The 24,810-nt window shown below is 65.7% G+C and carries 35 protein-coding genes; 7 read left to right on the top strand and 28 right to left on the bottom strand.

What is annotated here, in order from left to right:
- Positions 1 to 12: 12 nt before the first annotated feature.
- From GT347_RS14560 to GT347_RS14545, 4 genes are all read right to left on the bottom strand, one after another.
- Complete coding sequence (locus GT347_RS14560) at positions 13 to 483, bottom strand: F0F1 ATP synthase subunit B (RefSeq protein WP_160552881.1); 471 nt, start codon at positions 481 to 483, stop codon at positions 13 to 15.
- 34 nt (positions 484 to 517) lie between these two features.
- The gene (gene atpE / locus GT347_RS14555; RefSeq protein ID WP_160552880.1) at positions 518 to 766 is read right to left on the bottom strand and encodes a F0F1 ATP synthase subunit C; all 249 of its coding nucleotides are present in this window, start codon (positions 764 to 766) and stop codon (positions 518 to 520) included.
- 108 nt (positions 767 to 874) lie between these two features.
- The gene (gene atpB, locus GT347_RS14550) at positions 875 to 1,753 is read right to left on the bottom strand and encodes a F0F1 ATP synthase subunit A (RefSeq protein ID WP_160552879.1); all 879 of its coding nucleotides are present in this window, start codon (positions 1,751 to 1,753) and stop codon (positions 875 to 877) included.
- Between the two features lie 52 nt (positions 1,754 to 1,805).
- The gene (locus GT347_RS14545) at positions 1,806 to 2,285 is read right to left on the bottom strand and encodes an ATP synthase subunit I (RefSeq protein WP_160552878.1); all 480 of its coding nucleotides are present in this window, start codon (positions 2,283 to 2,285) and stop codon (positions 1,806 to 1,808) included.
- A gap of 177 nt (positions 2,286 to 2,462) precedes the next feature.
- Here GT347_RS14545 and GT347_RS14540 point away from each other — a divergent pair, with 177 nt between their 5' ends.
- The 5 genes from GT347_RS14540 (at position 2,463) to GT347_RS14520 (ending at position 6,395) form a co-directional block, all read left to right on the top strand.
- Positions 2,463 to 3,641, top strand: coding sequence for an MBL fold metallo-hydrolase (locus GT347_RS14540; protein ID WP_229722317.1), 1,179 nt, complete (start codon positions 2,463 to 2,465; stop codon positions 3,639 to 3,641).
- An 8-nt stretch (positions 3,642 to 3,649) separates the two neighbouring features.
- Complete coding sequence (locus GT347_RS14535; RefSeq protein WP_160552877.1) at positions 3,650 to 3,934, top strand: YbeD family protein; 285 nt, start codon at positions 3,650 to 3,652, stop codon at positions 3,932 to 3,934.
- A 5-nt stretch (positions 3,935 to 3,939) separates the two neighbouring features.
- A complete protein-coding gene (lipB, locus tag GT347_RS14530; RefSeq protein ID WP_160552876.1) occupies positions 3,940 to 4,629 on the top strand; it encodes a lipoyl(octanoyl) transferase LipB in 690 nt (229 codons plus the stop codon).
- A 31-nt stretch (positions 4,630 to 4,660) separates the two neighbouring features.
- Positions 4,661 to 5,659, top strand: a complete 999-nt coding sequence (gene lipA, locus GT347_RS14525; RefSeq protein WP_160552875.1) for a lipoyl synthase — start codon at positions 4,661 to 4,663, stop codon at positions 5,657 to 5,659.
- A gap of 106 nt (positions 5,660 to 5,765) precedes the next feature.
- Positions 5,766 to 6,395 carry a cysteine dioxygenase family protein gene (locus tag GT347_RS14520; protein WP_160552874.1) on the top strand — a complete coding sequence of 210 codons (630 nt, stop codon included), beginning with the start codon at positions 5,766 to 5,768 and terminating at the stop codon, positions 6,393 to 6,395.
- Positions 6,396 to 6,408: 13 nt separating this feature from the next.
- Here the strand turns inward: GT347_RS14520 and ptsP are convergent, their stop codons facing one another.
- From ptsP to GT347_RS14500, 4 genes are all read right to left on the bottom strand, one after another.
- Positions 6,409 to 8,178 carry a phosphoenolpyruvate--protein phosphotransferase gene (gene ptsP / locus GT347_RS14515; protein ID WP_160552873.1) on the bottom strand — a complete coding sequence of 590 codons (1,770 nt, stop codon included), beginning with the start codon at positions 8,176 to 8,178 and terminating at the stop codon, positions 6,409 to 6,411.
- A 9-nt stretch (positions 8,179 to 8,187) separates the two neighbouring features.
- Positions 8,188 to 8,457: an HPr family phosphocarrier protein gene (locus GT347_RS14510; protein WP_160552872.1), complete on the bottom strand. Its 270-nt coding sequence runs from the start codon at positions 8,455 to 8,457 to the stop codon at positions 8,188 to 8,190.
- Positions 8,426 to 8,872, bottom strand: a complete 447-nt coding sequence (locus GT347_RS14505) for a PTS sugar transporter subunit IIA (protein WP_160552871.1) — start codon at positions 8,870 to 8,872, stop codon at positions 8,426 to 8,428. Before GT347_RS14505 ends, GT347_RS14510 begins: the two co-directional genes overlap by 32 nt.
- A gap of 63 nt (positions 8,873 to 8,935) precedes the next feature.
- The gene (locus GT347_RS14500; protein WP_160552870.1) at positions 8,936 to 9,481 is read right to left on the bottom strand and encodes a hypothetical protein; all 546 of its coding nucleotides are present in this window, start codon (positions 9,479 to 9,481) and stop codon (positions 8,936 to 8,938) included.
- A gap of 128 nt (positions 9,482 to 9,609) precedes the next feature.
- Between GT347_RS14500 and GT347_RS14495 the strand changes: the two genes are divergently transcribed.
- Together GT347_RS14495 and GT347_RS14490 are read left to right on the top strand one after the other, a co-directional pair.
- Positions 9,610 to 10,104, top strand: a complete 495-nt coding sequence (locus tag GT347_RS14495) for a TlpA disulfide reductase family protein (RefSeq protein WP_160552869.1) — start codon at positions 9,610 to 9,612, stop codon at positions 10,102 to 10,104.
- A gap of 55 nt (positions 10,105 to 10,159) precedes the next feature.
- Entirely contained in the window at positions 10,160 to 10,648 is a 489-nt protein-coding gene (locus tag GT347_RS14490) for a GNAT family N-acetyltransferase (protein WP_160552868.1), read from the top strand.
- Here GT347_RS14490 and GT347_RS14485 read toward each other — a convergent pair.
- The 20 genes from GT347_RS14485 to GT347_RS14390 form a co-directional block, all read right to left on the bottom strand.
- The gene (locus GT347_RS14485; protein ID WP_160552867.1) at positions 10,645 to 11,157 is read right to left on the bottom strand and encodes a peroxiredoxin; all 513 of its coding nucleotides are present in this window, start codon (positions 11,155 to 11,157) and stop codon (positions 10,645 to 10,647) included. The genes GT347_RS14490 and GT347_RS14485 overlap by 4 nt on opposite strands.
- A gap of 99 nt (positions 11,158 to 11,256) precedes the next feature.
- Positions 11,257 to 11,526 (bottom strand): 30S ribosomal protein S17, encoded by a 270-nt coding sequence (rpsQ, locus tag GT347_RS14480; protein ID WP_160552866.1) that lies wholly within the window; start codon positions 11,524 to 11,526, stop codon positions 11,257 to 11,259.
- Positions 11,527 to 11,535: 9 nt separating this feature from the next.
- Positions 11,536 to 11,733 carry a 50S ribosomal protein L29 gene (gene rpmC / locus GT347_RS14475; protein WP_160552865.1) on the bottom strand — a complete coding sequence of 66 codons (198 nt, stop codon included), beginning with the start codon at positions 11,731 to 11,733 and terminating at the stop codon, positions 11,536 to 11,538.
- 14 nt (positions 11,734 to 11,747) lie between these two features.
- Positions 11,748 to 12,164, bottom strand: a complete 417-nt coding sequence (rplP, locus tag GT347_RS14470; protein ID WP_160552864.1) for a 50S ribosomal protein L16 — start codon at positions 12,162 to 12,164, stop codon at positions 11,748 to 11,750.
- Between the two features lie 24 nt (positions 12,165 to 12,188).
- Complete coding sequence (rpsC, locus tag GT347_RS14465; protein WP_160552863.1) at positions 12,189 to 13,115, bottom strand: 30S ribosomal protein S3; 927 nt, start codon at positions 13,113 to 13,115, stop codon at positions 12,189 to 12,191.
- Between the two features lie 14 nt (positions 13,116 to 13,129).
- On the bottom strand, positions 13,130 to 13,462 hold the full coding sequence (gene rplV, locus GT347_RS14460; RefSeq protein WP_100412086.1) for a 50S ribosomal protein L22: 333 nt from the start codon (positions 13,460 to 13,462) through the stop codon (positions 13,130 to 13,132).
- A gap of 9 nt (positions 13,463 to 13,471) precedes the next feature.
- Entirely contained in the window at positions 13,472 to 13,750 is a 279-nt protein-coding gene (gene rpsS, locus GT347_RS14455) for a 30S ribosomal protein S19 (RefSeq protein WP_160552861.1), read from the bottom strand.
- Between the two features lie 9 nt (positions 13,751 to 13,759).
- Entirely contained in the window at positions 13,760 to 14,584 is an 825-nt protein-coding gene (gene rplB, locus GT347_RS14450; protein ID WP_160552859.1) for a 50S ribosomal protein L2, read from the bottom strand.
- 2 nt (positions 14,585 to 14,586) lie between these two features.
- Positions 14,587 to 14,922, bottom strand: a complete 336-nt coding sequence (rplW, locus tag GT347_RS14445) for a 50S ribosomal protein L23 (RefSeq protein ID WP_160552857.1) — start codon at positions 14,920 to 14,922, stop codon at positions 14,587 to 14,589.
- Complete coding sequence (gene rplD / locus GT347_RS14440) at positions 14,919 to 15,536, bottom strand: 50S ribosomal protein L4 (protein WP_160552855.1); 618 nt, start codon at positions 15,534 to 15,536, stop codon at positions 14,919 to 14,921. Before rplD ends, rplW begins: the two co-directional genes overlap by 4 nt.
- Complete coding sequence (rplC, locus tag GT347_RS14435; RefSeq protein ID WP_160552854.1) at positions 15,536 to 16,219, bottom strand: 50S ribosomal protein L3; 684 nt, start codon at positions 16,217 to 16,219, stop codon at positions 15,536 to 15,538. Before rplC ends, rplD begins: the two co-directional genes overlap by 1 nt.
- Positions 16,220 to 16,484: 265 nt before the next feature.
- Entirely contained in the window at positions 16,485 to 16,796 is a 312-nt protein-coding gene (gene rpsJ, locus GT347_RS14430; protein WP_160552852.1) for a 30S ribosomal protein S10, read from the bottom strand.
- A gap of 28 nt (positions 16,797 to 16,824) precedes the next feature.
- Positions 16,825 to 18,015 carry an elongation factor Tu gene (tuf, locus tag GT347_RS14425; protein WP_160552150.1) on the bottom strand — a complete coding sequence of 397 codons (1,191 nt, stop codon included), beginning with the start codon at positions 18,013 to 18,015 and terminating at the stop codon, positions 16,825 to 16,827.
- 139 nt (positions 18,016 to 18,154) lie between these two features.
- Positions 18,155 to 20,254 (bottom strand): elongation factor G, encoded by a 2,100-nt coding sequence (gene fusA / locus GT347_RS14420; protein WP_160552850.1) that lies wholly within the window; start codon positions 20,252 to 20,254, stop codon positions 18,155 to 18,157.
- An 85-nt stretch (positions 20,255 to 20,339) separates the two neighbouring features.
- A complete protein-coding gene (gene rpsG / locus GT347_RS14415; RefSeq protein WP_160552848.1) occupies positions 20,340 to 20,813 on the bottom strand; it encodes a 30S ribosomal protein S7 in 474 nt (157 codons plus the stop codon).
- Positions 20,814 to 20,972: 159 nt separating this feature from the next.
- Positions 20,973 to 21,350 (bottom strand): 30S ribosomal protein S12, encoded by a 378-nt coding sequence (gene rpsL, locus GT347_RS14410; protein ID WP_160552846.1) that lies wholly within the window; start codon positions 21,348 to 21,350, stop codon positions 20,973 to 20,975.
- A gap of 132 nt (positions 21,351 to 21,482) precedes the next feature.
- Complete coding sequence (locus GT347_RS14405) at positions 21,483 to 22,658, bottom strand: D-alanyl-D-alanine carboxypeptidase family protein (RefSeq protein ID WP_160552844.1); 1,176 nt, start codon at positions 22,656 to 22,658, stop codon at positions 21,483 to 21,485.
- Between the two features lie 38 nt (positions 22,659 to 22,696).
- On the bottom strand, positions 22,697 to 23,329 hold the full coding sequence (locus GT347_RS14400; protein ID WP_160552842.1) for an alpha/beta hydrolase: 633 nt from the start codon (positions 23,327 to 23,329) through the stop codon (positions 22,697 to 22,699).
- A 5-nt stretch (positions 23,330 to 23,334) separates the two neighbouring features.
- The gene (locus tag GT347_RS14395; protein WP_160552840.1) at positions 23,335 to 23,691 is read right to left on the bottom strand and encodes a (2Fe-2S) ferredoxin domain-containing protein; all 357 of its coding nucleotides are present in this window, start codon (positions 23,689 to 23,691) and stop codon (positions 23,335 to 23,337) included.
- A 10-nt stretch (positions 23,692 to 23,701) separates the two neighbouring features.
- Complete coding sequence (locus GT347_RS14390; RefSeq protein WP_160555367.1) at positions 23,702 to 24,772, bottom strand: VanZ family protein; 1,071 nt, start codon at positions 24,770 to 24,772, stop codon at positions 23,702 to 23,704.
- Positions 24,773 to 24,810 lie beyond the last annotated feature (38 nt).

Genomic DNA, 24,810 nt, shown 5'->3' with positions numbered 1-24,810 from the left:
GCGTGCGTCTCCTTAGAGCTCGGTCTTCAGGCGGGCGAGCAGGTCGGCGTGAACGTTCGCGTCGACTTCCTTCTGCAGGATCTGCTCGGCGCCCTTGACGGCCAGCACCGCGACCTGTTCGCGCAGCGCTTCGCGTGCACGGACGGATTGCTGCTCGGCTTCGGCGTGGGCGGCGGCAACGATCTTGCTGCCTTCCTCGGACGCACGGGCCTTGGCTTCCTCGATGATCGCCTGGGCGCGGCGCTCGGCGTCTGCCAGGCGCGTGGCGGTCGCGTTGCGCGTCTCGGCCAGTTCCTTCTCGACGCGCTGGTTGGCGGCGACCAGGTCGGACTTGGCGCGATCGGCGGCAGCGAGGCCTTCGGCGATGTTCTGGGCCCGTTCATCGAGCGCCTTTGCGATCGGGGGCCACACGAACTTCATCGTGAACCACACCAGGATCAGAAAGACGATCGCCTGAACGAACAGGGTCGCGTTGATGCTCACGGCAACACCTTTCTAGAAAGACGTCGGACCGGTATCAGGCGACAACGAAGGGATTGGCGAAGGCGAACAGCAGGGCGATGGCGACGCCGATCAGGAATGCAGCGTCGATCAGGCCGGCCAGGATGAACATCTTGGTCTGCAGTTCGTTGATCAGTTCCGGCTGGCGAGCCGACGACTCGAGGAACTTGCCGCCCATGATGGCGATGCCGATGGAGGCGCCGATGGCACCCAGGCCAACGATGATGCCGCAAGCCAGAGCGACGAAGCCGAGAACGTTTTCCATGATGAGTCCTTGAGATGAAAAGGTTGGTTTAGTGAAAGGGAAACAGATGCGCGAGCGTCCGGCGGACCGTGCGGCCAAAAGCCGCCTGCGGTCCGTGGCGCCCCTTTTTCAGTGGTGCTCGTGTGCCTGACCGAGGTAGATCAGCGCGAGCATCATGAAGATGAAGGCCTGCAGCGTGATCACCAGGATGTGGAACAAGGTCCAGATGGTGCCGGCGATGATGTGACCCAGCGGCAGCAGCGTGCCCGAGATCGACAGCGCGGCGGCGCCACCCATCAACGCGATCAGCATGAACACCAGCTCGCCGGCGTACATGTTGCCGAACAACCGCATGCCGTGCGAGACGGTGTTGGCGGTGTATTCGATGATCTGCATCACCAGGTTGATGACACCCAGGATGATCGCGAAGATGGGGTTCTTGCTCGTGCCGAAAGGCGCCGAGACGAGTTCGTGGGCCCAGCCGCCGGCGCCCTTGATCTTGAGGCTGTACCAGAAGCGCAGCAGCAGCACCGCCAGGGCCAGGCCCAGGGTGGTGGAGAGGTCGGCGGTGGGCACGACACGCAGGAAGGCTTCGTGCGGGTTCATGCCGGCGGCTTCGTAGCCGTGGCCCCAGAGCTTGGGCAGCAGATCGACCGGCAGCATGTCCATGGCGTTCATCAGGAAGATCCAGACGAACACGGTCAGGCCCAGGGGGGCGATGAACTTGCGGCTCTCGGCGTTGCGGATGTTGGCCTTGGCCTGGTTGTCGACCATCTCGACCAGCATCTCGACGGCCGCCTGGAAGCGGCCGGGCACGCCGGAGGTCGCCTTGCGGGCGGCCAGCCAGAGCACGAAGATGGCGAACAGGCCCAGCAGCCCGCCCACGACGATCGAGTCGTAGTTGATGACGGAAAAGTCGACGATCTTTCCCTGCTTCACGTTCTGCAGATGCTGCAGGTGGTGAACGATGTACTGGCCAGCGGTTTGCCCGTGTTCTTCAGCAGCCATTCAATTCCATCCTTCTTGCCCTCGGGGGCACCAATCCATGATGCGTTGTCGTTCATCGCCCCCTCCTTTTGCGGAGGGCGGCGCGAACCAGAAATGCAAGCCACCAGGTCTTCGCCGTCACGACCATGCCGGCCACCAGGGCCAGCCAGCTCAAACCCGGCACGACCTTGGGAGACAAGGCCAGCAAGGCGAGCGTCAACGCAATCTTGACGAATTCCCATCCCAAGAATCCCGCTACCGCAGCAGCCGGATTCGATCCCTCCCGCCGGCGGGTGACACCCCGCGCGAAGACAGCGGCCGGAAGAACCACCGCCAGCGCGCCCCAGGCTGCCGACCACCCCGTACGGGCCTCCCCGGTGATCGCCCAGGCCACCCATGCGGCCAGGAAACCCACCGTCGCCTGCCCCAGGATGACCCACCACGGCGATACGGATGGATGGCGTTCTCGCAGCAGTCGCGCCTCTTCGGCGGTCAGCGGCTTGAAATCCGGGGCATCTGCCTCTAGCTCTTCCCAATCCGTTACAGGTCTCATGTTTTCCAAAGCCTGTTACGTTTGCAAAAGTTCAGCAAAGCCATTGATTATAGGTAGAACTACAGCGGCTCCCGCCATGCCCGAGCGGGTTTTCGGAATTGCTTCGTCTCGCGGCGGTTTTGTGCGGATGACAATGGTCGATCCATAGCAGTCGCGAACCCACCTTCATTGTCCCGCATGCCACTTGCGCCCCCTCGTCCTGCGCGCAGCCTGCTGCGGCTCCTGGCCGCCTGCGCGCTGGCCGCCACCATGCCGCTCCTGGCCGGATGCCAACACGTGAACCCCTATTACGACGCGAGCAAGCCGCATCACCGGCCCGATGGTTTCCAGAACCGCTATCTGGAGTTCCAGCCCAAGGGCCTGGCCGAGCTGGCACGCTGGCGCTGGGATGCCTGGCGCCAGGACCTGCCGCGCCCGCCCGCCGCGCCGCCACCGACCACCACGCCGGACCTCGCCTTCATCCAGGCCAACGCCAGGGCGGGCGCGGCCATGCAGCCCAGCATCACCTTCATCGGCCATGCGACCACGCTGCTGCAGATCCCGTTGGGCGAGCACGGCCTGCAGGTGCTGACCGATCCGGTGTTCTCCGAGCGCGCCTCGCCGCTGAGCTTCATCGGCCCCAAACGTGCGCAGGCGCCGGGAATGGCGCTGGGCGATCTGCCGCACATCGACCTGGTGCTGATCAGCCACAACCACTACGACCACCTCGACGAAGCCTCGGTGCGGGCGCTGGCCGCGCAGGCCGGCGGCCCGCCGCTCTTCGTGGTGCCGCTGGGCATCGGTGCCTGGCTGCAGTCGCACGGCGTGCCGGGCGCGGTCGAACTCGACTGGTTCGACAGCCACCGCATCGAGCGCGACGGCGCCGTCGCAGAAGTCACGCTGACCCCCTCCCAACACTGGAGCGGCCGCGGGCTGGGCGACCGGCTGCAGACCCTGTGGGGCGGCTACGCCCTGCTGGCGCCGGACTTCCATTTCTGGTTCGCCGGCGACACCGGCTATTCGCGCGACTTCGCCGACATCGGTGCCCATTTCGCCGCCCGCCACACACCCGCGAACGGCGGCGGTTTCGACCTGGCCCTGGTCCCCATCGGCGCCTATGAGCCGCGCTGGTTCATGGCCCAGCAGCATGTGAACCCCGAGGAGGCCGTGCGCATCCATCGCGAGGTCGATTCCAAGCGCAGCATCGGCGTGCACTGGGGCACCTTCGCGCTGACCGACGAGCCCTCGGACCAGCCACCGAAGGACCTGGCCACGGCCAGCCGCGCCGCCGGCCTGCCCGAGGGCGCCTTCGGCACCGTGCCCATCGGCCAGACCCTGCGCCTGCCGCGCCGCACCCCCATTCAAAACCCTGCCTGAGAACCACCATGGACACACCGGAACCCGTCGCCCGCAAGGACTCGCTGATCGAATACCCGTCGATGTTCCCCATCAAGGTGATGGGCGAGAAGACCGACGGCTTCGTGCATGCCGTCACCGCCACCGCCAGGGAGTTCGATCCCTTCTTCGACGCCGCCACCATCGAGCTGCGCGACAGCAGCGGCGGCAAGTACCTGGGCATCACCATCCACGTGACCGCCACCAGCCGCGAGCAGCTCGACGCGCTCTACACCGCGCTGAGCCAGCACCCGATGGTCAAGGTGGTGCTGTAGCCGCCATGGACACGACCGTCGCGGCGCTGCCGGCCACCCATCTGGGCCGGGTCGATTACGCATCGACCTACGCCGCCATGCAGGCCTTCACCGCCGCGCGGCAGGCCGACGATGCGGACGCGCTCTGGATCTGCGAGCACGACCGCGTCTTCACCCAGGGCGTGGCCGGCAAGCCCGACCATCTGCTGATGCCGGGCGACATCCCCGTCATCGCCACCAACCGCGGCGGCCAGGTCACCTACCACGGGCCCGGCCAGGTGGTGGCCTATCCGCTGATCGACCTGCGGCGCGCCGGCTACTTCGTCAAGGAGTACGTGCACCGGCTCGAAGAAGCCGTGATCGCCACCCTGTCGCACTTCGGCGCCACCGGCCACCGCGTGGCCGGCGCGCCGGGCATCTACGTGCGGCTGGACGACCCGTTTTCCCACGCCGCGCTGACCGGCCCGCAGCCCGAGGGCGACCCCTTCCGCGGCCTGGGCAAGATCGCCGCGCTCGGCATCAAGGTCAGCCGCCACACCACCTACCACGGCCTGGCGCTGAACGTGGCCATGGACCTGGAACCCTTCTCGCGGATCAACCCTTGCGGCTACTCCGGACTGAAGACGGTGGACCTTTCTACAATCGGCATCTCCGCCACCTGGGACGAGGCCGCTTTCGTGCTGGCCGGCAAGCTGGGCATCTACCTGATGCCCTGACCGTCCAGACAAGCCCATCCCGACCCGCCCCATGAGCACCACCGACGTCGTCCGCGAGGTTCAATCCCTCGACACCTACAACCCGCTGGCCAAGCAGAAGGCCGCGGCCAAGCTCTCGCGCATCCCCGTCAAGGTGGTGCAGGGCGAGGTGCTGAAGAAGCCCGAGTGGATCCGTGTGAAGGCCGGCAGCCCCAGCACCCGCTTCTACGAGATCAAGGACATCCTGCGCGCCAACAAGCTGCACACGGTGTGCGAGGAAGCCTCCTGCCCCAACATCGGCGAATGCTTCGGCAAGGGCACGGCCACCTTCATGATCATGGGCGACAAGTGCACCCGCCGCTGCCCCTTCTGCGACGTGGGCCACGGCCGGCCCGATCCGCTGGACAAGGACGAGCCGCTCAACCTCGCCCGCACCATCGCCCAGCTGCGCCTGAAGTACGTGGTGATCACCAGCGTGGACCGCGACGACCTGCGCGACGGCGGCAGCGGCCATTTCGTGGAGTGCATCCGCAACATCCGCGAGCTCTCGCCCAGCACGCAGATCGAGATCCTGGTGCCCGACTTCCGCGGCCGCGACGACCGCGCGCTGGAGATCCTCAAGGCCGCCCCGCCGGACGTGATGAACCACAACCTGGAAACCGCGCCCCGCCTCTACAAGGAAGCGCGCCCGGGCAGCGACTACCAGTTCAGCCTGAACCTGCTGAAGAAGTTCAAGGCCCTGCACCCCAGCGTGCCGACCAAGAGCGGCATCATGGTCGGCCTCGGCGAGACCGACGAGGAGATCCTGCAGGTGATGCAGGACATGCGCGACCACGACATCGACATGCTCACCATCGGCCAGTACCTGTCGCCCTCGAACTCCCACCTGCCGGTGCGCCGCTACGTGCACCCGGACACCTTCAAGATGTTCGAGGAGAAGGCCTACGAAATGGGCTTCACCCACGCGGCCGTGGGTGCCATGGTGCGCTCCAGCTACCACGCCGACGAGCAGGCCCACGCCGCCGGCCTCGAAGCCATCCGCGGCGCCTGAGGACCCGCGCGGGCCAACGGGCTCCGCATGGGCATATCAGGAAATCCTCCTTGACCGGGCCGAGCCGGGCGTCCCAAGATGGCCGCTTCGCCCCAAGGAGCCCACGATGACAGCCGCCTCCCCCGAAGACTTGCGCCAGGCCCGCCGCGGCGCCGTGGCCGACACCCTCGCCGACATCCGCCGGCTCTCTGCCGCGCAGATTGACCGCGCGGCACTCGATCGCATCGCCGCGCGGCTGGCCGTCCTGGCCGCCCGGGCCGAACTCTTCTCCCGCGCCGACTTCCCGCCACCGGCAGCCGAAGCCGGCGTGGGCGCCTCCACCCGCTATCGCCTGAATCCGGACGACGGCGACGAGGACATCGCCCTCTACCTGAACTCGATCAACCCGGGCAAGAAGACCATTCCCCACAACCACGACACCTGGGCGGTGATCGTGGCCATCGAGGGGCAGGAGTTCAACCGCGTCTACCGCCGGGTGGGGCAGAACGCCGACGGCTCCGTCATCCGGCTGGAGGTCGAGCGTGAACTCACGGTGGAGCCGGGCACGCCCATCGCCTTTCTGGCGCAGGACCTGCACAGCATCCATGTGGCAGGCGATACGCCCACGCTGCACTTCCACCTGTACGGCCGGCCGCTGGAGACGCTGACGGGCCGCATCGGCGTGGATCCGGACACGGGCGCCGTCGTCAACTACAACGCCACGCAGATGAAGCCGAGCGAAGCCGCGGCCGCCTGACCGCGAGCCTTGTTCAGAGACCGGCCAGCACCCCGGCCGGATCCTCGGCGACCAGCACCTCCTGCGCCCACGGCGCCAGGCGCAGCGCATCGGCCCGCAGCACCTCCTGCTTGACCGACAGGATCTGCGCCGGGTGCATCGAGAAGCTGCGCAGGCCCAGGCCCAGCAGCAGCTTGGTCATGGCGGTATCGCCGGCCATCTCGCCGCACACCGAGACATCCTTGCCGGCCGCGCGGCAGGCGGCGATGGTGTCGGCCACCAGGCGCAGCACGGCCGGGTGCAGCGGGTCGTACAGATGGGCCACCGACTCGTCGGTGCGGTCGATCGCCAGGGTGTACTGGATCAGGTCGTTGGTGCCGATCGACAGGAAGTCGAAATAGCGCAGGAACAGCGGCAGCGACAAGGCGGCCGCCGGAATCTCGATCATGGCGCCCAGCTGCGGGTTGCCGTAGGCGATGCCGGCGTTGTCCAGCTCGGCGCGTGCGCGGTCGATCAGGGCCAGGGTGTGGCGGATCTCGCTGCCGTGGGCCAGCATGGGGATCAGCAGCTTGACCGGTCCCAGCGCCGCTGCGCGCAGGATGGCGCGCAGCTGGGTGCGGAACATGCCCGGGTCGGCCAGGCTCCAGCGGATCGCGCGCAGGCCGAGCGCGGGGTTGAGGTGGGCGTCGTCGCGGTGCGAGGCATCGAGCGGCTTGTCGGCGCCGACATCCACGGTGCGGATGGTGACCGGCAGGCCCTCCATGTTCTCCACCGCGCGCCGGTAGGCCTCGAACTGCTCCTGCTCGTCGGGCAGCTTGCCGTGCCGCCCCATGAAAAGGAATTCGCTGCGGAACAGGCCCACGCCCGCGGCGCCGGCCTTGACCGCGCCGATGGCGTCCTCGGGCAGCTCGATATTGGCCAGCAGCTCCACCGGCTCGCCGTCGCGGGTGATGGCCGGCGTGTGGCGCAGCCTGGCCAGGCGCTCGCGCTCCAGCTCGCCCTGGCGCTGCTTGAAGCCGTATTCGGCCAGGATGATCGGCGAGGGGTCGACGATCATCAGGCCGGCGTCGCCGTCGATGATCACCCAGTCGTCCTGGCGCACCAGCTGGCTGGCGCTGCGGGTGCCGACCACCGCCGGGATGTCCATGCTGCGCGCCACGATGGCGGTGTGCGAGGTGCGCCCGCCCACGTCGGTGACGAAGCCGGCGAACACACTCTGCTTGAACTGCAGCATGTCGGCCGGCGAGAGGTCGTGGGCGATCAGCACCAGCGGTACGTCGGCGGTGTCGGCCAGCTTCAGGTCCTGGCTGCGCGGCGGGCGGGCGGTGGGCGGCGGCGCCACCGGGGAAGCCACGCCGCGCATGAAACGCAGCATGCGCTCGACCACCTGTTCCAGGTCGGCCTTGCGCTCGCGCAGGTAGGCGTCTTCCATCTCGTCGAACTGGCGGGCCACCGATTCGAGCTGGGTGGTCAGCGCCCATTCCGCGTTGTAGAAGCGCTCGGTGATCCAGTGCTTGACGCCTTCTTCCAGCGCCTCGTCCTGCAGCAGCATCAGGTGCACATCGAGGATGGCCGAGAGTTCCTGCGGCGCGTCCTTGGGGCTCATCTGCGCGACGCTGGCCTGCATGCGCTGGATCTCCTCGACCACCGCATCGCGCGCATCGCGCAGCCGGCCGATCTCGCGCATGACGTTGCCGGGCTCGACGAAGTAATGCGCCACATCGACGCGGCTCGACGCCACCAGCACCGCCCGGCCGATGGCGATGCCACGCGCGACAGGAAGACCGTGGACGGCGAATGTCATGCCGGAACCTTATTCGCCTTCGCCGAACTTGTCGTTGATCAGGGCCAGCAAGGCGGTCATGGCTTCCTGCTCGGAAGCGCCGTTGGTCTCGACCATCACCTGGGTGCCGATGCCCGCGGCCAGCATCATCACGCCCATGATGCTCTTGGCATTGACCCGGCGTTCGCCGCGCGAGAGCCAGACCTCGCAGGGGAAGCTGCCGGCCAGCTTGGTGAGCTTGGCCGAGGCGCGGGCATGCAGGCCCAGCCTATTGCTGATGGTGATGGTGTTCTGGATCATGTTTTCTGCGGGCCTGGTTCTGCGGCGCGGTGATGGCGACCTGCATCACGCCCTGCGTGCCGCCGACCACGGCGCGCGAGACGAGGGCGTCCAACGGTTCGTGGCGGTAGCTGACGGTACGCAGCAGCATGGGCAGGTTGACGCCGGTGACGAGTTTGGAGTGGACGCCGTCGACCAGCCGCTGGGCGACGTTGCACGGCGTGGCGCCGAAGACATCGGTCAGCACCAGGGTGCCGCCGCCGCGGTGCTGCGACATGATGATGCGGGCCGAAGCCAGCGTTTCCTCGGGCGAGACATTGGGCTGAACATCCAGCGCCAGCACGCCATTGCCGCAGTCGGGAAACACATGCAGCGCGCATTGGCGCAGGGCATGGGCCAGGGGGGCATGGGCGATCAGGAAAATGCGGTTGGTCATGAGGGCTTGCTGGGGGGCAGCGCAGCATTATGAGGTGCGGCATCGCCGCTTGCTGCGGCTTCTTCAGCGCAGGCGCAAGCCGGTGAAGAAGGTGTCGCTGGCTTCGGGGCGTTCGGGCTGTCGGTAGACGGCTGCGAACAGGGCCTCGGGGCCGGCCTCGCCGGCGGCGGCGAACCAGGCGGCCTCCAGCGGCAGGGCCGCCCCGTCCGGCGCATGGCCCTGGACCTTCAGCCGCACCGCCTGCGGCAGGGCCATGGCGCCCGGCGGGCCGAAAGGACGGCCCACGGGAGCATCCGGCCCGGCCGCGATGCCGGCACTGGACAGGGTCGAGTCCTGCCAGTCGCCCAGCACGGCCCCCACGCGTGATGCGGCCGGGGAAGTCCAGCCGATGACAAAGGTCGCGCCACCCGCGTCGCAGCCCGCCAGGTGCATCTGCACCGTGGTGCCGGCCAGCGGCACGGCGCGGGTGGCTTCCTCGGGCTTGCAGGGCATCTGCGCCTGCAGGCGGGTGCCGGCGGGGCGCACCTCGCGCCAGTTGAACTCGGGACTGCAGGCGGCCAGGCCCATGCAGGCGAAGGCAGGGGCCAGAAGGTGGAGACACAGACGCATGCGGCCATTATCCAAACCCGCACAGCGCAGGAACCAAATCCCGCCGATCCCCTCTGAAAGCAGGAAAGCCCGCAAACACCTAAACTGCGCCACTCCGCCTCACCGGCGCCGTCCTCGCCATTGCCGCCATGAAAAAATCGATCTATGCCGTCGTCGGCGCCGCCGTCATCGCACTGGGCGCGGCAGCCTTCTTCAGCGGCGGCGCGGCGGCGGCGCCCGCCTCGACCTTCGTGCTGCTCGACGGTTCCAGGCACAGCACCGAGGACCTCAAGGGCAAGGTCACGCTGGTCAACTTCTGGGCCACCAGCTGCGTCACCTGCGTGGCCGAGATGCCCAAGGTGATCGCCACCTACGACCAGTACAAGGGCCAGGGCTTCGAAACCCTGGCCGTGGCCATGAGCTACGACCCGCCGGCCTACGTCGTCAACTACGCCGAGACCCGCAAACTGCCCTTCAAGGTGGCGATCGACAACACCGGCGCCGTGGCCAAGGCCTGGGGCGACGTGCAGCTCACGCCCACCAGCTACCTGGTCGACAAGCAGGGCCGTATCGTCAAGCGCTACGTGGGCGAGCCGGACTTCGCGGAACTGCACAGCCTGATCGAGAAGCTGCTGGCCGCCTGAGCCTTGTCATGCGAGGGCGCTAAACTGCGCTTCCGCCAGCCTCCGTCGTCCACCGGTGTCCAGACCCCAGATCGAACTGATTTCCCCCTCCACTCCGCAGGAGCTGGATGCCGCGCGCGAAATCATCCAGGAATACGTCGAGAGCCTCGCCGTGGACCTGACGTTCCAGGACGTCTCGGCCGAGCTCATCGCCCTGCCCGGCGAATACGCCGAACCGCGTGGCGGCCTGCTGCTGGCCCTGGTCGATGGTGAAGTCGCCGGCTGCTGCGCGATCCGGCCTATGGATCTGTCCGACTATCCCAACGCCTGCGAGATGAAGCGCCTCTTCGTGCGCCGCGCCTTCCGTGGCTTCGGCCTGGGCCGGCAGCTGGCCGAGGCCACACTGGACCTGGCGCGCCGCGCAGGCTATGCCAACGTGCTGCTCGACACGCTGGACGAAATGGAGTCGGCGCGTGTGCTCTACGCCGACCTGGGTTTCGAGGACATTCCGCCCTACTACCACAACCCCATTGCCGGGGCCCATTACCTCAAGGCCGAGATCTAGGCAGCGGCCTTGGCCTGGCCGAGCATGGTGTCGGCGTCGCTCACCTCGAATTTGCCGGCGGCTTCCACGTTCAGCGTCTTGACCACGCCGTCCTTCACCAGCATCGAATAACGGGCGCTGCGCACGCCCATGCCGCGCGCCTGCAGGTCCAGCGTCAGGCCGAGCGCCTGGGCGAACACGGCGCTGCCGTCGGCCAGCATGCGGACCTTGTCGCCGGTCTTCTGGTCCCGCGCCCAGGCGCCCATCACAAAGGCGTCGTTGACGGCCAGGCACCAGATCTCGTCCACGCCCGCGGCCTTGAATTCGGCGGCCTTCTCGACATAGCCCGGCACATGCTTGGCCGAGCAGGTCGGGGTGAAGGCGCCGGGCACCGCGAAGATCGCGACCGTCTTGCCTGCGAGCGCCTTCTCGATGTCCACCGCGTTCGGGCCGATGCTGCAGCCGTTGCCTTCGACTTCCGAGTACTCCATCAGCGTGCCGCCGGGCAGCTTGTCGCCTACCTTGATCATGTGATTTCCTTCTGGTTGAAAAACCGATTGGACAATAAAAAACGGCCCACACGAGGTGGGCCGTTTTTCAGATCAGCACAAAAGTGCGGCAGGTCTCGATCAGACCAGGCCAGCCTTCTGGACCAGACGGGTCGCAACCCAGTTCTTGGTCTTGGAGAGCGGACGGCTCTCGGTGATCTCGATGACGTCGCCGGTGTGGAATTCACCGGTTTCGTCGTGAGCGTGGTACTTGCTCGACTTGGCGACGATCTTGTCGTACACCGGGTGCTTCACGCGGCGTTCGACCAGCACAGTCACGGTCTTGGCACGCTTGTCGCTGACCACCTTGCCAATCAAGGTGCGCTTGAGGGATTTTTTAGCTTCCGTCATGTCGGCTCCTTACTTGGCGGCTTGCTTTTCAGCAAGGATGGTCTTCGCACGAGCGATGTCACGGCGCGTGATGCGCAGCGAACGGACGTTCGTGAGTTGTTGCGTGGCTTTCTGCATGCGCAGACCGAAATGGGCCTTCTGCAGGTCCTTGATTTCGGCTTCCACGCCGGCAACGTCTTTTTGGCGCAGGTCAGCAGCTTTGGTCATTTCCATTCTCCTGATCAGGCGCCGAGCTGGCGTGCGACGAACGTGGTGCGCAGCGGCAGCTTGGCGGCTGCCAGCTTGAACGCTTCACGGGCCAGTTCTTCCGGAACACCGACGATCTCGAAAACGATCTTGCCGGGCTGGATTTCAGCGACGTAGTACTCGGGGTTGCCCTTGCCGTTACCCATCCGCACTTCTGCGGGCTTGGTGGAGATCGGCTTGTCGGGGAACACACGGATCCAGATACGGCCGCCACGCTTGACGTGACGGGAAATCGCACGACGTGCGGCTTCGAGCTGGCGGGCCGTCAGGCGGCCGCGGTCCGTGCACTTCAGACCGAAGTCACCGAACGCCACCGAGTTGCCTCGGGTGGCGATGCCGGTGTTGCGGCCCTTGTGCTCTTTGCGATATTTGCGGCGAGCGGGTTGCAGCATGATGTTGGTTCCTTAAAAGACCGATTACTCGGCCTGTGCACCGTCCGCTGCTGCAGCGGGCGCGGCTACCTTGCGGACGCGCTTAACGGAAGAGGGATCGGCGGCGCCACCGGCACCGGCGGGCTTGTCGCTGCCATCGGCAGGGGCGACATTGCCACCGAAGGCGCGGGGCGCGTCGGCACGGCCGCCATCACGGCGGGGAGCACCAGCGCCCGGACCACGGCGGTCGGAACCCGGACGGTCGCCCGGGCGGCCATCGCGGCGGGGACCGCGCGGACGGCGTTCCTCGTCACGGGGCTCGACCACGGCCGGCAGGTCGTTGCGGCCCAGCGTGTCGCCCTTGTAGACCCAGACCTTGACGCCGATGACGCCGTAGGTGGTCTTGGCTTCCGAGACACCGTAGTCGATGTCGGCACGCAGGGTGTGCAGCGGCACGCGGCCTTCGCGGTACCACTCGGTACGTGCGATCTCGATGCCGTTCAGGCGGCCGGCAGACATGATCTTGATGCCCTGGGCACCCAGACGCATGGCGTTCTGCATGGCGCGCTTCATGGCGCGGCGGAACATGATCCGCTTTTCGAGCTGCTGGGTGATCGAGTCGGCGATCAGCTTGGCATCGATTTCGGGCTTGCGCACTTCTTCGATGTTGACGGCGACCGGCACCTTCAGGATCAGCGCGAGTTCCTTCTTCAGGTTCTCGATGTCTTCGCCCTTCTTGCCGATCACCACGCCCGGACGAGCCGAGAAAATGGTGATACGTGCGTTCTTGGCGGGACGCTCGATCAGGACGCGCGAGACGGCGGCGTTCTTCAGCTTGGCCTTCAGGTACTCACGCACCTTGATGTCCTCGCCCAGCATGCCGGCGAAGTCACGGTTGCTTGCGTACCAGCGGCTGGCCCAGTTGCGGCTCACCGACAGGCGGAAGCCGGTAGGATGGATTTTCTGTCCCATATTTCTTCCGAGCCTTAGTTGCCAACCGTCACGTACACATGGCACGTGGGCTTGCTGATGCGGTTGCCGCGACCCTTGGCACGCGCGGTGAAGCGCTTGAGCGTGGTGCCTTGTTCGACGTAGATGGTCTTGACCTTCAGTTCGTCGATGTCGGCGCCGTCGTTGTGCTCGGCGTTGGCAATAGCGGACTCCAGCACCTTTTTAACGATGCCGGCGGCCTTCTTCTGGGTGAAGGACAGGATGTTCAGGGCTTGATCGACCTTCTTGCCGCGGATCAGGTCGGCAACGAGCCGGCCCTTGTCCACGGAGAGGCGAACGCCACGGAGGACTGCACGAGTTTCGGACATGTCTGCTCCTTACTTCTTCTGGACTTTTTTGTCCGCGGGGTGACCCTTGAAGGTGCGCGTCAGGGCGAATTCGCCGAGCTTGTGGCCCACCATCTGGTCAGTGATATAGACCGGCACGTGTTGCTTGCCGTTGTGGACGGCGATGGTCAGGCCGATGAAATCGGGCAGAACCATCGAGCGGCGCGACCAGGTCTTGATCGGCTTCTTGTCCTTGGTGGTCACGGCCTTGTCGACCTTGGCCACCAGGTGGTGGTCAACAAACGGACCCTTTTTGAGAGAGCGAGTCATCGTCGATCCTTACTTCTTGCGACGCGCGACGATCATGGTCTGCGTGCGCTTGTTGTTGCGGGTGCGATAGCCCTTGGTCAGATTGCCCCATGGGTCGACAGGCGCCATGCCGGTGCCGGTACGGCCTTCGCCGCCGCCGTGCGGGTGATCGACCGGGTTCATGGCAACGCCGCGAACCGTCGGGCGGATACCCATCCAGCGCTTCACACCGGCCTTGCCGAGCTGGCGCAGGCTGTGTTCTTCGTTGGCGACTTCACCGATGGTGGCGCGGCACTCGATGTGGACCTTGCGGACTTCACCGGAGCGCAGGCGGACCTGGGCGTAGATGCCTTCGCGAGCCAGCAGCGTCGCCGAGGTACCGGCCGAGCGGCAGATCTGAGCGCCCTTGCCGGGCTTCATTTCGATCGCATGGATGGTCGAACCGACGGGGATGTTGCGGATCGGCAGGGTGTTGCCGGCGCGGATCGGAGCCTCGGCACCGGACATCAGCGTGGCACCCGGCTCCACACCGCGCGGGGCGATGATGTAGCGGCGCTCGCCGTCTGCGTACACCACCAGGGCGATGTGCGCGGTACGGTTCGGGTCGTATTCAACGCGCTCAACCTTGGCCGGAATGCCGTCCTTGTTGCGCACGAAGTCCACCACGCGGTAGTGGTGCTTGTGACCACCGCCACGATGGCGGATGGTGATGTGGCCGTTGTTGTTGCGGCCGGCTGCCTGGAACTGGGGCTCCAGCAGCGGAGCGTGAGGAGCACCCTTGTACAGGTGATCACGCGTGACCTTCACCACGGCACGTTGGCCGGGCGAGGTGGGTTTCATCTTGATGACAGCCATGATTACGCGGCCTCCCCGGAGAGGTTCAGCTCTTGGCCGGGCTTCAGCGTCACGTAGGCCTTGCGAACATTGTCGCGACGGCCGAAGGACTTGCCGAAACGCTTGGCCTTGCCCTTGGTGTTGAGCACGGACACGCCCTTGACCTCGACCTTGAACAGCAGTTCGACTGCAGCCTTGATCTCGGGCTTGGTGGCGTCCTGCGTGACCTTGAAGGTCACAGCGTTGGACTTTTCGCCGACCAGGGTGGCCTTTTCGGACACGATGGGCGCGACGAGGACCGACATCAGGCGGCCTTCGCTGAAGGTGCGCTGAGCGGGAGTGGGATTGACGCGGCTCATGCGAACATCTCCTTGAGCTTGTCGATGGCACCCTTGGTCACGACGACCTTCTTGAAGTGCACCAGCGACACCGGGTCGGCGTAACGCGGCTCGACCACCAGGACGTTGGTCAGGTTGCGCGAGGCCAGGTACAGGTTCTCGTCGACTTCCTCGGCGATCACCAGCACGGACTCCAGATTCAGCGCCTTGAACTTGGCAGCCAGTGCCTTGGTCTTGGGCGAATCGACGGTCAGCGAGTCCACCACCACCAGGCGGCCTTCGCGGGCCAGCTGGGAGAAGATCGAAGCCATACCGGCGCGGTACATCTTCTTGTTGATCTTCTGGGTGAAGTTCTCGTCCGGGCTGTTCGGGAAGGCACGACCGCCGCCACGCCACAGGGGCGAGGAGGTCATACCGGCGCGAGCGCGGCCGGTGCCCTTTTGCTTGAAGGGCTTCTTGGTCGAGTGGTGGACCTGTTCGCGGTCCTTCTGGGCACGGGTGCCCTGACGCGCGTTGGCACGGTAGGCAACGACGATCTGATGGATCAGGTCTTCGTTGTAGGCACGACCGAAAACGGTTTCCGGCACTTCGAATTTCGAAGCCTGGCCTTGTTCGTTCAGGAGTTCGAGTTCCATTACTTCGCTCCCTTGTCAGCGACTTGCGCCTTGGCCTTGATGGCCGGGCGCACGGTCACGAAACCGCCCTTGGCGCCGGGGATTGCACCCTTGATCAGCAGCAGCTGACGGCCTTCGTCGACACGGACCACATCCAGGTTCTGGACGGTGGTGGTGGCATCGCCGCGGTGGCCCGACATCTTCTTGCCCGGAAACACGCGACCCGGATCCTGCGCCATCGAGATGGAGCCCGGAACGTTGTGCGAACGGCTGTTACCGTGCGACGCGCGTTGCGACTTGAAGTTGTGGCGCTTGATGGTGCCGGTGAAGCCCTTGCCGATGGAGGTGCCTTGCACGTCCACTTGCTGGCCGGCTGCGAACAGCGCTTCGGCCTTGAGCACGCCACCAGCGGCGTATTGGCCCGCGGTTTCGGCCGTGACGCGGAATTCGCGCACGATCTCGCCGGCTTCGACGCCGGCCTTGGCCAGATGGCCGGCCTGGGGCTTGCTGACGCGCGAGGCCTTGCGGCTGCCGAACGTCACTTGCAAGGCCACATAGCCTTCGGTCTCTTGGGCCTTGACTTGGGTCACGCGGTTGTTGGACACGTCCACCACGGTGACAGGCACTGCATCGCCATCATCCGTGAAGAGGCGCATCATGCCCACCTTGCGGCCCAGCAACCCAGGGGAGTTGCTTTGACTCATGGTTTTTCTCCGAAACTCCCACCGCAGCCACTGCAATTGGCGACTGCGTTCTGTTGCCGTCGACGAAGTGCCGAACGGCGCAGATGAGAGAAGGTTAATAAAATCCGCGCAATTCGTATTCAGTCATGCAGGTGCATTGCCCAAAATTTGCGCAGCCGGCGATATTAGCACGCAGGTGTCGCATCTGCAACTACCAGCCATCCCTGGAACGAAAAAACCCCGCCCGGCGTTGCCACCGGGCGGGGTTTTCAACGCCAGGCGTTGTTTACTGCAGCTTGATTTCGACGTCGACGCCGGCCGGCAGGTCGAGCTTCATCAGCGCGTCCACGGTCTTGTCGGTCGGGTCCACGATGTCCATCAGACGCTGGTGCGTACGGATTTCGAACTGGTCGCGGCTCGACTTGTTGACGTGCGGCGAGCGCAGGATGTCGAAGCGCTTCATGCGCGTCGGCAGGGGCACGGGACCCTTGACGATGGCGCCGGTGCGCTTGGCGGTGTCGACGATCTCGGCTGCGGACTGGTCGATCAGCTTGTAATCGAACGCCTTCAGGCGGATGCGGATCATTTGCTTGCTCATGGTCGTATTCCTTTGACGGTGACGATGATCAGGCGATGATCTTGGCAACCACGCCGGCGCCGACGGTCTTGCCGCCTTCACGGATGGCGAAGCGCAGACCTTCTTCCATGGCGATGGGGTTGATCAGCTTGACGGTGATCGACACGTTGTCGCCGGGCATGACCATTTCCTTGTCGGTCGGCAGCTCGATGGCGCCGGTCACGTCGGTCGTGCGGAAGTAGAACTGCGGACGGTAGTTGTTGAAGAAGGGCGTGTGACGGCCGCCTTCGTCCTTCGACAGAACGTACACCTCGGCGGTGAAGTGCGTGTGCGGCTTGATGGAGCCGGGCTTGCACAGCACTTGGCCGCGCTCGACTTCTTCACGCTTGGTGCCGCGCAGCAGGATACCGACGTTGTCGCCGGCCTGGCCCTGGTCCAGCAGCTTGCGGAACATTTCCACGCCGGTGCAGGTGGTCTTGACGGTGTCGCGGATACCGACGATCTCGATTTCCTCGCCGACCTTGACGATGCCGCGTTCGACGCGACCGGTCACCACGGTGCCGCGGCCGGAGATGGAGAACACGTCTTCGACGGGCATCAGGAAGGCACCGTCCACGGCGCGCTCGGGCGTCGGGATGTAGGTGTCCAGCGCTTCGGCCAGCTTCATGATGGCTTCTTCGCCCAGCTTGCCGGAGTCGCCTTCCAGGGCGAGCTTGGCCGAGCCGTGGATGATGGGGGTGTCGTCGCCGGGGAAGTCGTACTTGTCCAGCAGCTCGCGCACTTCCATTTCGACCAGCTCGAGCAGCTCGGCGTCGTCGACCATGTCGCACTTGTTCAGGAACACGATGATGTAAGGCACACCCACCTGGCGGGCCAGCAGGATGTGCTCACGGGTCTGGGGCATCGGGCCGTCGGCGGCCGAGCACACCAGGATCGCGCCGTCCATCTGGGCGGCGCCGGTGATCATGTTCTTGACGTAGTCGGCGTGGCCGGGGCAGTCGACGTGTGCGTAGTGGCGGTTGGCCGTTTCGTACTCGACGTGGGCCGTGTTGATCGTGATGCCGCGGGCCTTTTCTTCAGGCGCTGCGTCGATCTGGTCGTAGGCCTTGGCTTCGCCGCCGAACTTCTTCGACAGGACGGTTGCGATCGCAGCCGTCAGCGTGGTCTTGCCATGGTCCACGTGGCCGATGGTGCCCACGTTGACGTGGGGCTTGGTCCGTTCGAATTTACCTTTTGCCATTACTTTTCTCCAAAGAGCAGCCCCGTGTGAGGTTTAACGTCTGCATCCGATTGCTGATTCGCCTCGCACGGGGGACAAGGCGGCACCGGATCGCAGACAAAAAGAAGCCCGACCCTGACAGGGTCGGGTGACACGCCGATTACTTGGCGCGGGAAGCCATGATGGCTTCGGCAACGTTACGCGGAGCTTCCGAGTAGTGCTTGAACTCCATCGTGTAGGTGGCGCGGCCTTGCGACATCGAACGCAGGGTGGTCGAGTAGCCGAACATTTCCGACAGCGGGACTTCGGCCTTGATGGCCTTGCCGCCACCGACCATGTCGTCCATGCCCTGAACCATGCCGCGACGCGAGGACAGGTCGCCCATCACGTTGCCGGCGTAGTCTTCCGGGGTTTCCACTTCGACGGCCATCATCGGTTCGAGGATGACCGGGCCGGCCTTGCGGCAGCCTTCCTTGAAGCCGAAGATGGCGGCCATCTTGAAGGCCAGTTCGTTCGAGTCCACGTCGTGGTACGAACCGAAGTGCAGCGTGACCTTGACGTCGACCACCGGGTAGCCAGCGAGCACGCCCTGGCCGACGGCTTCATTGATGCCCTTTTCCACGGCCGGGATGAATTCACGGGGAACCACACCGCCCTTGATGGCGTCGACGAATTCGATGCCCTTGCCGGCTTCGTTCGGCTCGATCTTGAGCACGACGTGGCCGTACTGGCCCTTGCCGCCCGACTGGCGCACGAACTTGCCTTCGGCATCTTCGACGGTCTTGCGGATGGTTTCGCGGTAGGCCACCTGCGGCTTGCCGACGTTGGCTTCCACGCCGAATTCGCGCTTCATGCGGTCCACGATGATTTCGAGGTGGAGCTCGCCCATGCCCGAAATGATGGTCTGGCCGGATTCTTCGTCGGTCTTCACGCGGAAGGACGGATCTTCCTGGGCCAGGCGCTGCAGCGCGATGCCCATCTTTTCCTGGTCGACCTTGGTCTTGGGCTCGACGGCCTGGGAGATCACGGACTCCGGGAACACCATGCGTTCGAGGGTCACGATGGCCGCCGGATCGCACAGGGTCTCGCCGGTGGTCACTTCCTTCAGGCCCACGCAGGCGGCGATGTCGCCGGCGCGGATTTCAGCGACTTCTTCGCGGTTGTTGGCGTGCATCTGCACGATACGGCCGATGCGTTCCTTCTTGCCGCGAACCGGGTTGTAAACGCTGTCGCCCTTGGTCAGGACGCCGGAGTACACACGCACGAAGGTCAGCTGGCCGACGAAGGGGTCGGTCATCAGCTTGAAGGCCAGGGCGGAGAACTTCTCGTTGTCGTCGGCCTGGCGGACCACCGGCTGTTCGTCTTCGTCGGTGCCCGAGACCGGCGGAATGTCGGTCGGTGCCGGCATGTAGTCCAGCACGGCGTCGAGCATGGCCTGCACGCCCTTGTTCTTGAAGGCCGAGCCGCACAGCATCGGCTGGATTTCGCCGGCGATGGTGCGGGTGCGGATGGCCAGCTTGATTTCGGCTTCCGTCAGTTCCTCGCCTTCGAGGTACTTGTTCATCAGCTCTTCGCTGGCTTCGGCGGCGGCCTCGACCAGCTTTTCGCGGTATTCGTTGCAGACGTCGGCGATGTTGGCCGGGATGTCGCCGTACTGGAAGGTGACGCCCTTGTCCTCGTCCCAGATGATGGCCTTCATCTTGACCAGGTCGACGATGCCCTGGAAGTGCTCTTCGGCACCGATCGGGATCTGGATGACGACGGGGTTGGCCTTCAGGCGGTCCACCATCATCTGGCGCACGCGCAGGAAGTCGGCGCCGGTACGGTCCATCTTGTTGACGAACGCGAGGCGGGGCACCTTGTACTTGTTGGCCTGGCGCCAGACGGTTTCCGACTGGGGCTGCACGCCGCCGACGGCGTCGTAGACCATGACCGCGCCGTCGAGCACGCGCATCGAGCGTTCGACTTCAATCGTGAAGTCGACGTGGCCCGGGGTGTCGATGATGTTGATGCGGTGTTCTTCGTAGTTCGCCGCCATGCCCTTCCAGAAGCAGGTGGTGGCAGCCGACGTGATCGTGATGCCGCGTTCCTGCTCCTGTTCCATCCAGTCCATGGTGGCCGCGCCATCGTGCACTTCGCCGATCTTGTGGTTCACGCCGGTGTAGAAAAGGATGCGCTCGGTCGTGGTGGTCTTGCCGGCGTCGATGTGAGCCGAAATACCGATATTGCGGTAGCGCTCGATGGGGGTCTTGCGGGACATGGTTTTTAACTCCGTTAACGGCTGAGAGCCCGCCCACCGCACGTGCGGTAGGTCGGGCTCTTATAGCCTGAGATGACGACGGTTTTTAGAAGCGGAAGTGGCTGAAGGCCTTGTTGGCTTCTGCCATGCGGTGCACTTCATCGCGCCGCTTCATCGCGCCGCCACGGCCTTCGGTGGCCTCGAGCAGTTCGTTGGCCAGGCGCTGGGCCATGGACTTCTCACCGCGCTTGCGGGCGGCTTCCTTGATCCAGCGCATGGACAGGGCCAGGCGGCGGACCGGGCGCACTTCGACGGGCACCTGGTAGTTGGCGCCGCCGACGCGGCGGGACTTCACTTCGACCATGGGCTTGACGTTGTTGATGGCAACAACGAAGGCTTCCAGCGGGTCTTTGTCGGGGTTCTTCTTCAGGATCAGGTCCAGAGCGCCATAGATGATGCGCTCGGCGACGGCCTTCTTGCCGCCTTCCATGATCACGTTCATGAACTTCGAGAGTTCGACGTTGCCGAACTTGGGATCCGGCAGGATTTCACGTTTGGGGACTTCGCGACGACGTGGCATTTTTCACCTCTTCAATTGCTTCAGTTGGCGCCCTTGGCGGACACCGCGAGAGCCAAATACGGGACTCTCACTTACTCGACCCGGAACATCGGGTCACTACGCTGCATCTCCGCGCCACGCGGAAAACAGCACCTTTTATTCGAACGAAAGACGCAGGGCTTATTTGGCCTTGGGCTTCTTGGCACCGTACTTGGAACGGCTTTGCTTGCGGTCCTTGACGCCTTGCAGGTCGAGGGAACCGCGCACGATGTGGTAACGCACACCGGGCAAGTCCTTCACACGGCCGCCGCGGACCAGCACGACGCTGTGTTCCTGCAGGTTGTGGCCTTCGCCGCCGATGTACGAGATGACTTCGAAGCCATTCGTCAGGCGGACCTTGGCGACCTTACGCAGAGCCGAGTTAGGCTTCTTCGGGGTCGTGGTGTAGACACGGGTGCAGACGCCGCGGCGTTGCGGCGAGTTTTGCATTGCGGGGCTCTTCGAGTTGATCTTCTCGACCTCGCGCCCCTGACGCACGAGCTGGTTGATGGTTGGCATAGGTAAACCCTGTGGAACGTCCCAAAACGTTCTGAAAACGAAAACGTGAAACCCTTCGGCAAATTTCCGAAAAGCCCGCGAGTATAGCAGTGCCGGCTTTTTGTGCAATCCGTCGCCGGACTGCCGGGGCTTCTACTTGATCCAGAGCCGGATCGAATCCCAGGCCCGTCCCAGCACGCCGGCCTGCCGAACCTCCTGCAGCGCCACCAGCGGCAGCTCGAAGGTCGGCTGATCGCCGGCCGTGACACGCAGCGTGCCCACCTTCTGGCCCTTTGCGAAGGGCGCGACCAGCGGATCGGGCCGGGAGACCTCGGTCCTGACCTTGCCTGCGGTACCGGCCGGCACCGCCACGACGATGGCGCCGGGCTGGCCCAGCGGCAGGGTGTTCTGCGTGCCCTTCCACACCGGCGGGCTGACCACCGCCTGGCCGGTGTCGAACAGCTTGACCGGCTCGTAGGCGGTATAGCCCCAGTTCAGCAGTTTCTGGCCTTCGTTGGCGCGGGCGTTTTCGCTGGCCGCGCCCAGCAGGATGGCCAGCAGGCGGCGGCTGCCGACCGGGGGCACCTCGCGGTGCGCGGTAGCCACCAGGCAGTAGCCGGCGGCGTCGGTATGGCCGGTATTCAGGCCATCGACGGTCGGATCGCGAAACAGCAGCAGGTTGCGGCTGTTGGTATTGGCCGCGGGGGTGCCGGGGTAGCGGTACTGCTTGATGGCGTAGTAGCCGGTGTACTCCGGGAAGTCCTGCATCAACCGCGTCGCCAGGATGGAGAGGTCGCGCGCCGTGGTGGTCTGGCCGGCCTCGTTCAAGCCCTCGGGGTTCTTGTAGGCGGTGCGGCTCATGCCGAGCACCCTGGCCTGGTCGTTCATCAGCTGCACGAAACGCTCGGCGGTACCACCCACGCCCTCGGCCAGCGCCATGGTGGCGTCGTTGGCGGACTGCACGATCATGCCCTTGAGCAGATCCTCCACCGGCACCTGCATCCTGGGGTCGATGAACATGCGCGAGCCGGGCATCTTCCAGGCCTTCTCGCTCACCGGGAAGGTCTGGTGCAGCGTGATCTTCTTGGAGCGCAGCGCGTCGAACACCAGGTAGGCGCTCATCAGCTTGGCGAGCGAGGCGGGCTCGACCGGGGTGTCGATGTCCTTCTGCGCCAGGATCTGCTGCGCCGTCACGTCGATCAGCAGATAGGAGCGGGCGGCGACCTCGGGCGGCACCGGAGCGCCCTGGGCGAAGGCGGAGGAAACGGCGAGTGGTGCGGCGCACGCCAGCAGGACAAGCGCACGCAGCGCCGGCATGAACCGGGTCATAGGCGACAAAGACAGCGGGGAGGAATGAGGCGGGAGCCTCAGGTGGCGCTCAGATGGCGCACCACCAGGGACTTGAGGAGCGGCAATTGTCCGTGGAAAAAGTGGCCGACTCCGGGCACAACCGTTACCGGCAGTGTCTGCGGGCGGGCCCAGGCCATGGCGTCGGCCAGGGGCACGGTGTCGTCGGCTTCGCCGTGGATCACCAGGGTGCGTTCATGGGCGTCCGGCGGAACCGGCGCCACGGTGAAACGGGTGGCGGCGGTGCCGACGAAGACCGCCTTCTCGGGCGAGCGTTCGGCCCACAAGGCCTCCAGCACATGGCTCATCACGTAGGAGCCGAAGGAGAAACCGGCCAGCGCCAGCGGGCCTTGCGGCGCGACCTGTTCGATCACCGCGCGCATGTCCTCGGCCTCGGCCTTGCCGGCGTCGTACTCGCCGGCGCTGGCGCCGACGCCGCGGAAGTTGAAGCGCACCGCCGTCCAGCCGCATTGCACGAAGGCGCGCGCCAGGGTCTGCACCACCTTGTTGTCCATGGTGCCGCCGAACAGGGGATGGGGATGGGCGATGACCACGGTGCCGCGCGGCGCCACGCCGGGATGCGGCTCGTCGCGCGCGGCTTCGATGAGGCCGGCGCCACCGCTCAGCTGCAGGGATTGGGTCTGGGCGTTCACCGGGATCATCGCCCCACGTCCGGCGCCAGCTTCAGGCGCTCCACCGGCTGGCCGTTTTTCAGGTGCGACTCGACGATCTCGTCGATGTCCTGCTCGTCCACGAAGGTGTACCAGACGCCCTCCGGATAGACCACCGCCACCGGCCCGCCGGCGCAGCGGTCCAGGCAGCCGGCCTTGTTGACACGCACGCCGCCGCGTCCGGCCAGGCCCTCGGCCTTGACGCGCTTCTTGCAGTGGTCGAAGCCCTCCTTGGCGCCATGCAGCGCGCAGCTGTCCTCGCCGCGCTCGCGCTCGTTGAGGCAGAAGAAGATGTGGCGCTCGTAGTAGGGCGCGTCGCCCGTGGTGTCGTGGGTTTCACTCATGCGGCCGATTCTAGGCAGCGGGGCCGGCGGCGATACGTTCGCGCCGCGATACCCGCAGCAGCAGGTAGGCCAGCGCCGCGAAGGGCCAGAGCCAGCCCAGCCACTGCACCAGGCCGTGGAAGCGGATGAAGCGGCCCTGCTCCCAGGTCTGCAGCGTCTGCCAGAAGTAGGCGCTGGTCGGCGCCTGGTTGAGCACGTTCAGGTGCAGCATCACTGCCAGCAGCGCCACCGCCGCGCTGGCCCGGCGCGGCAGGCGCAGCGCCAGGGCCGCCAGCAGCATGCCCAGCGCCAGCCCGACCTGCACCGGCAGCGTCAGCCATTCCCAGGCATGCACCGGGCCGTAGCTCAAGGCGGCCGACAAGGCCGTCACCAGCGATCCGATCACCAGCGCGCCCAACGCCATGCCGATGCGCAGCCGCCAGTGGCGCGCGATGCAGTAGCCGAGCAGGCAGGGCACCACCAGTCCCAGGGCCACGCAGACCAGCTGCGAGCTGGGCGACAGCGGCGGCATTTCGTCCACATGCGCGGGCAGCCAGTCGAAGAAGGGCGTGTCCTGCAGCAGTTCGCCCAGCGAATCCTCCAGCCGCTCCAGCACCTGGCCCAGGCCGAAGGGCACGGCCACCGGAAACAGCAGCGCCATCGGCCACAGCGCCAGCAGCGCCAGCGCGCCGCGCGATTCCTCGATGAACCAGCGCTCGCGCAGCCGGTTCCAGTGGGCCACGCCGCCGATGCGCTCCAGGCTCCAGGCCAGGAGCGCGCCGATGGCCGAACCCGCCGCATTCAGCGCCAGATCGACATTGGACGGCACACGCGAAGGCAGATAACTCTGCATCGCCTCCAGCGTGAGCGACAGCAGCGCGGCGCAGCAGGTCAGCAGCAGGATGCCGCGCACACCCCGGCCGGAGCGCAGCGCGGCCAGCGCCAGCAAAAAGCCCAGTGGCGCATAACCCAGCACATTGGCGGTGACATCGAAACCCGTCCACCAGCGCGGCAGCGGCGCGCCCAGGAAGGCCCAGGGCGCGATGCCCTGGTCGCGCCATTCGCCGAAGGGATACAGGCTCGCATAGACGATCAGGGCCATGTAGGCCAGCGCCAGCGGCGCGGCGGCGGTGCGCCGCG

Origin of the sequence: Xylophilus rhododendri, from assembly GCF_009906855.1 — a bacterium.
GTDB lineage: Bacteria > Pseudomonadota > Gammaproteobacteria > Burkholderiales > Burkholderiaceae_C > Xylophilus > Xylophilus rhododendri.
The sequence above is the reverse complement of the archived record's forward strand: the minus strand, read 5'-3'. Positions and strand labels throughout refer to the sequence as shown.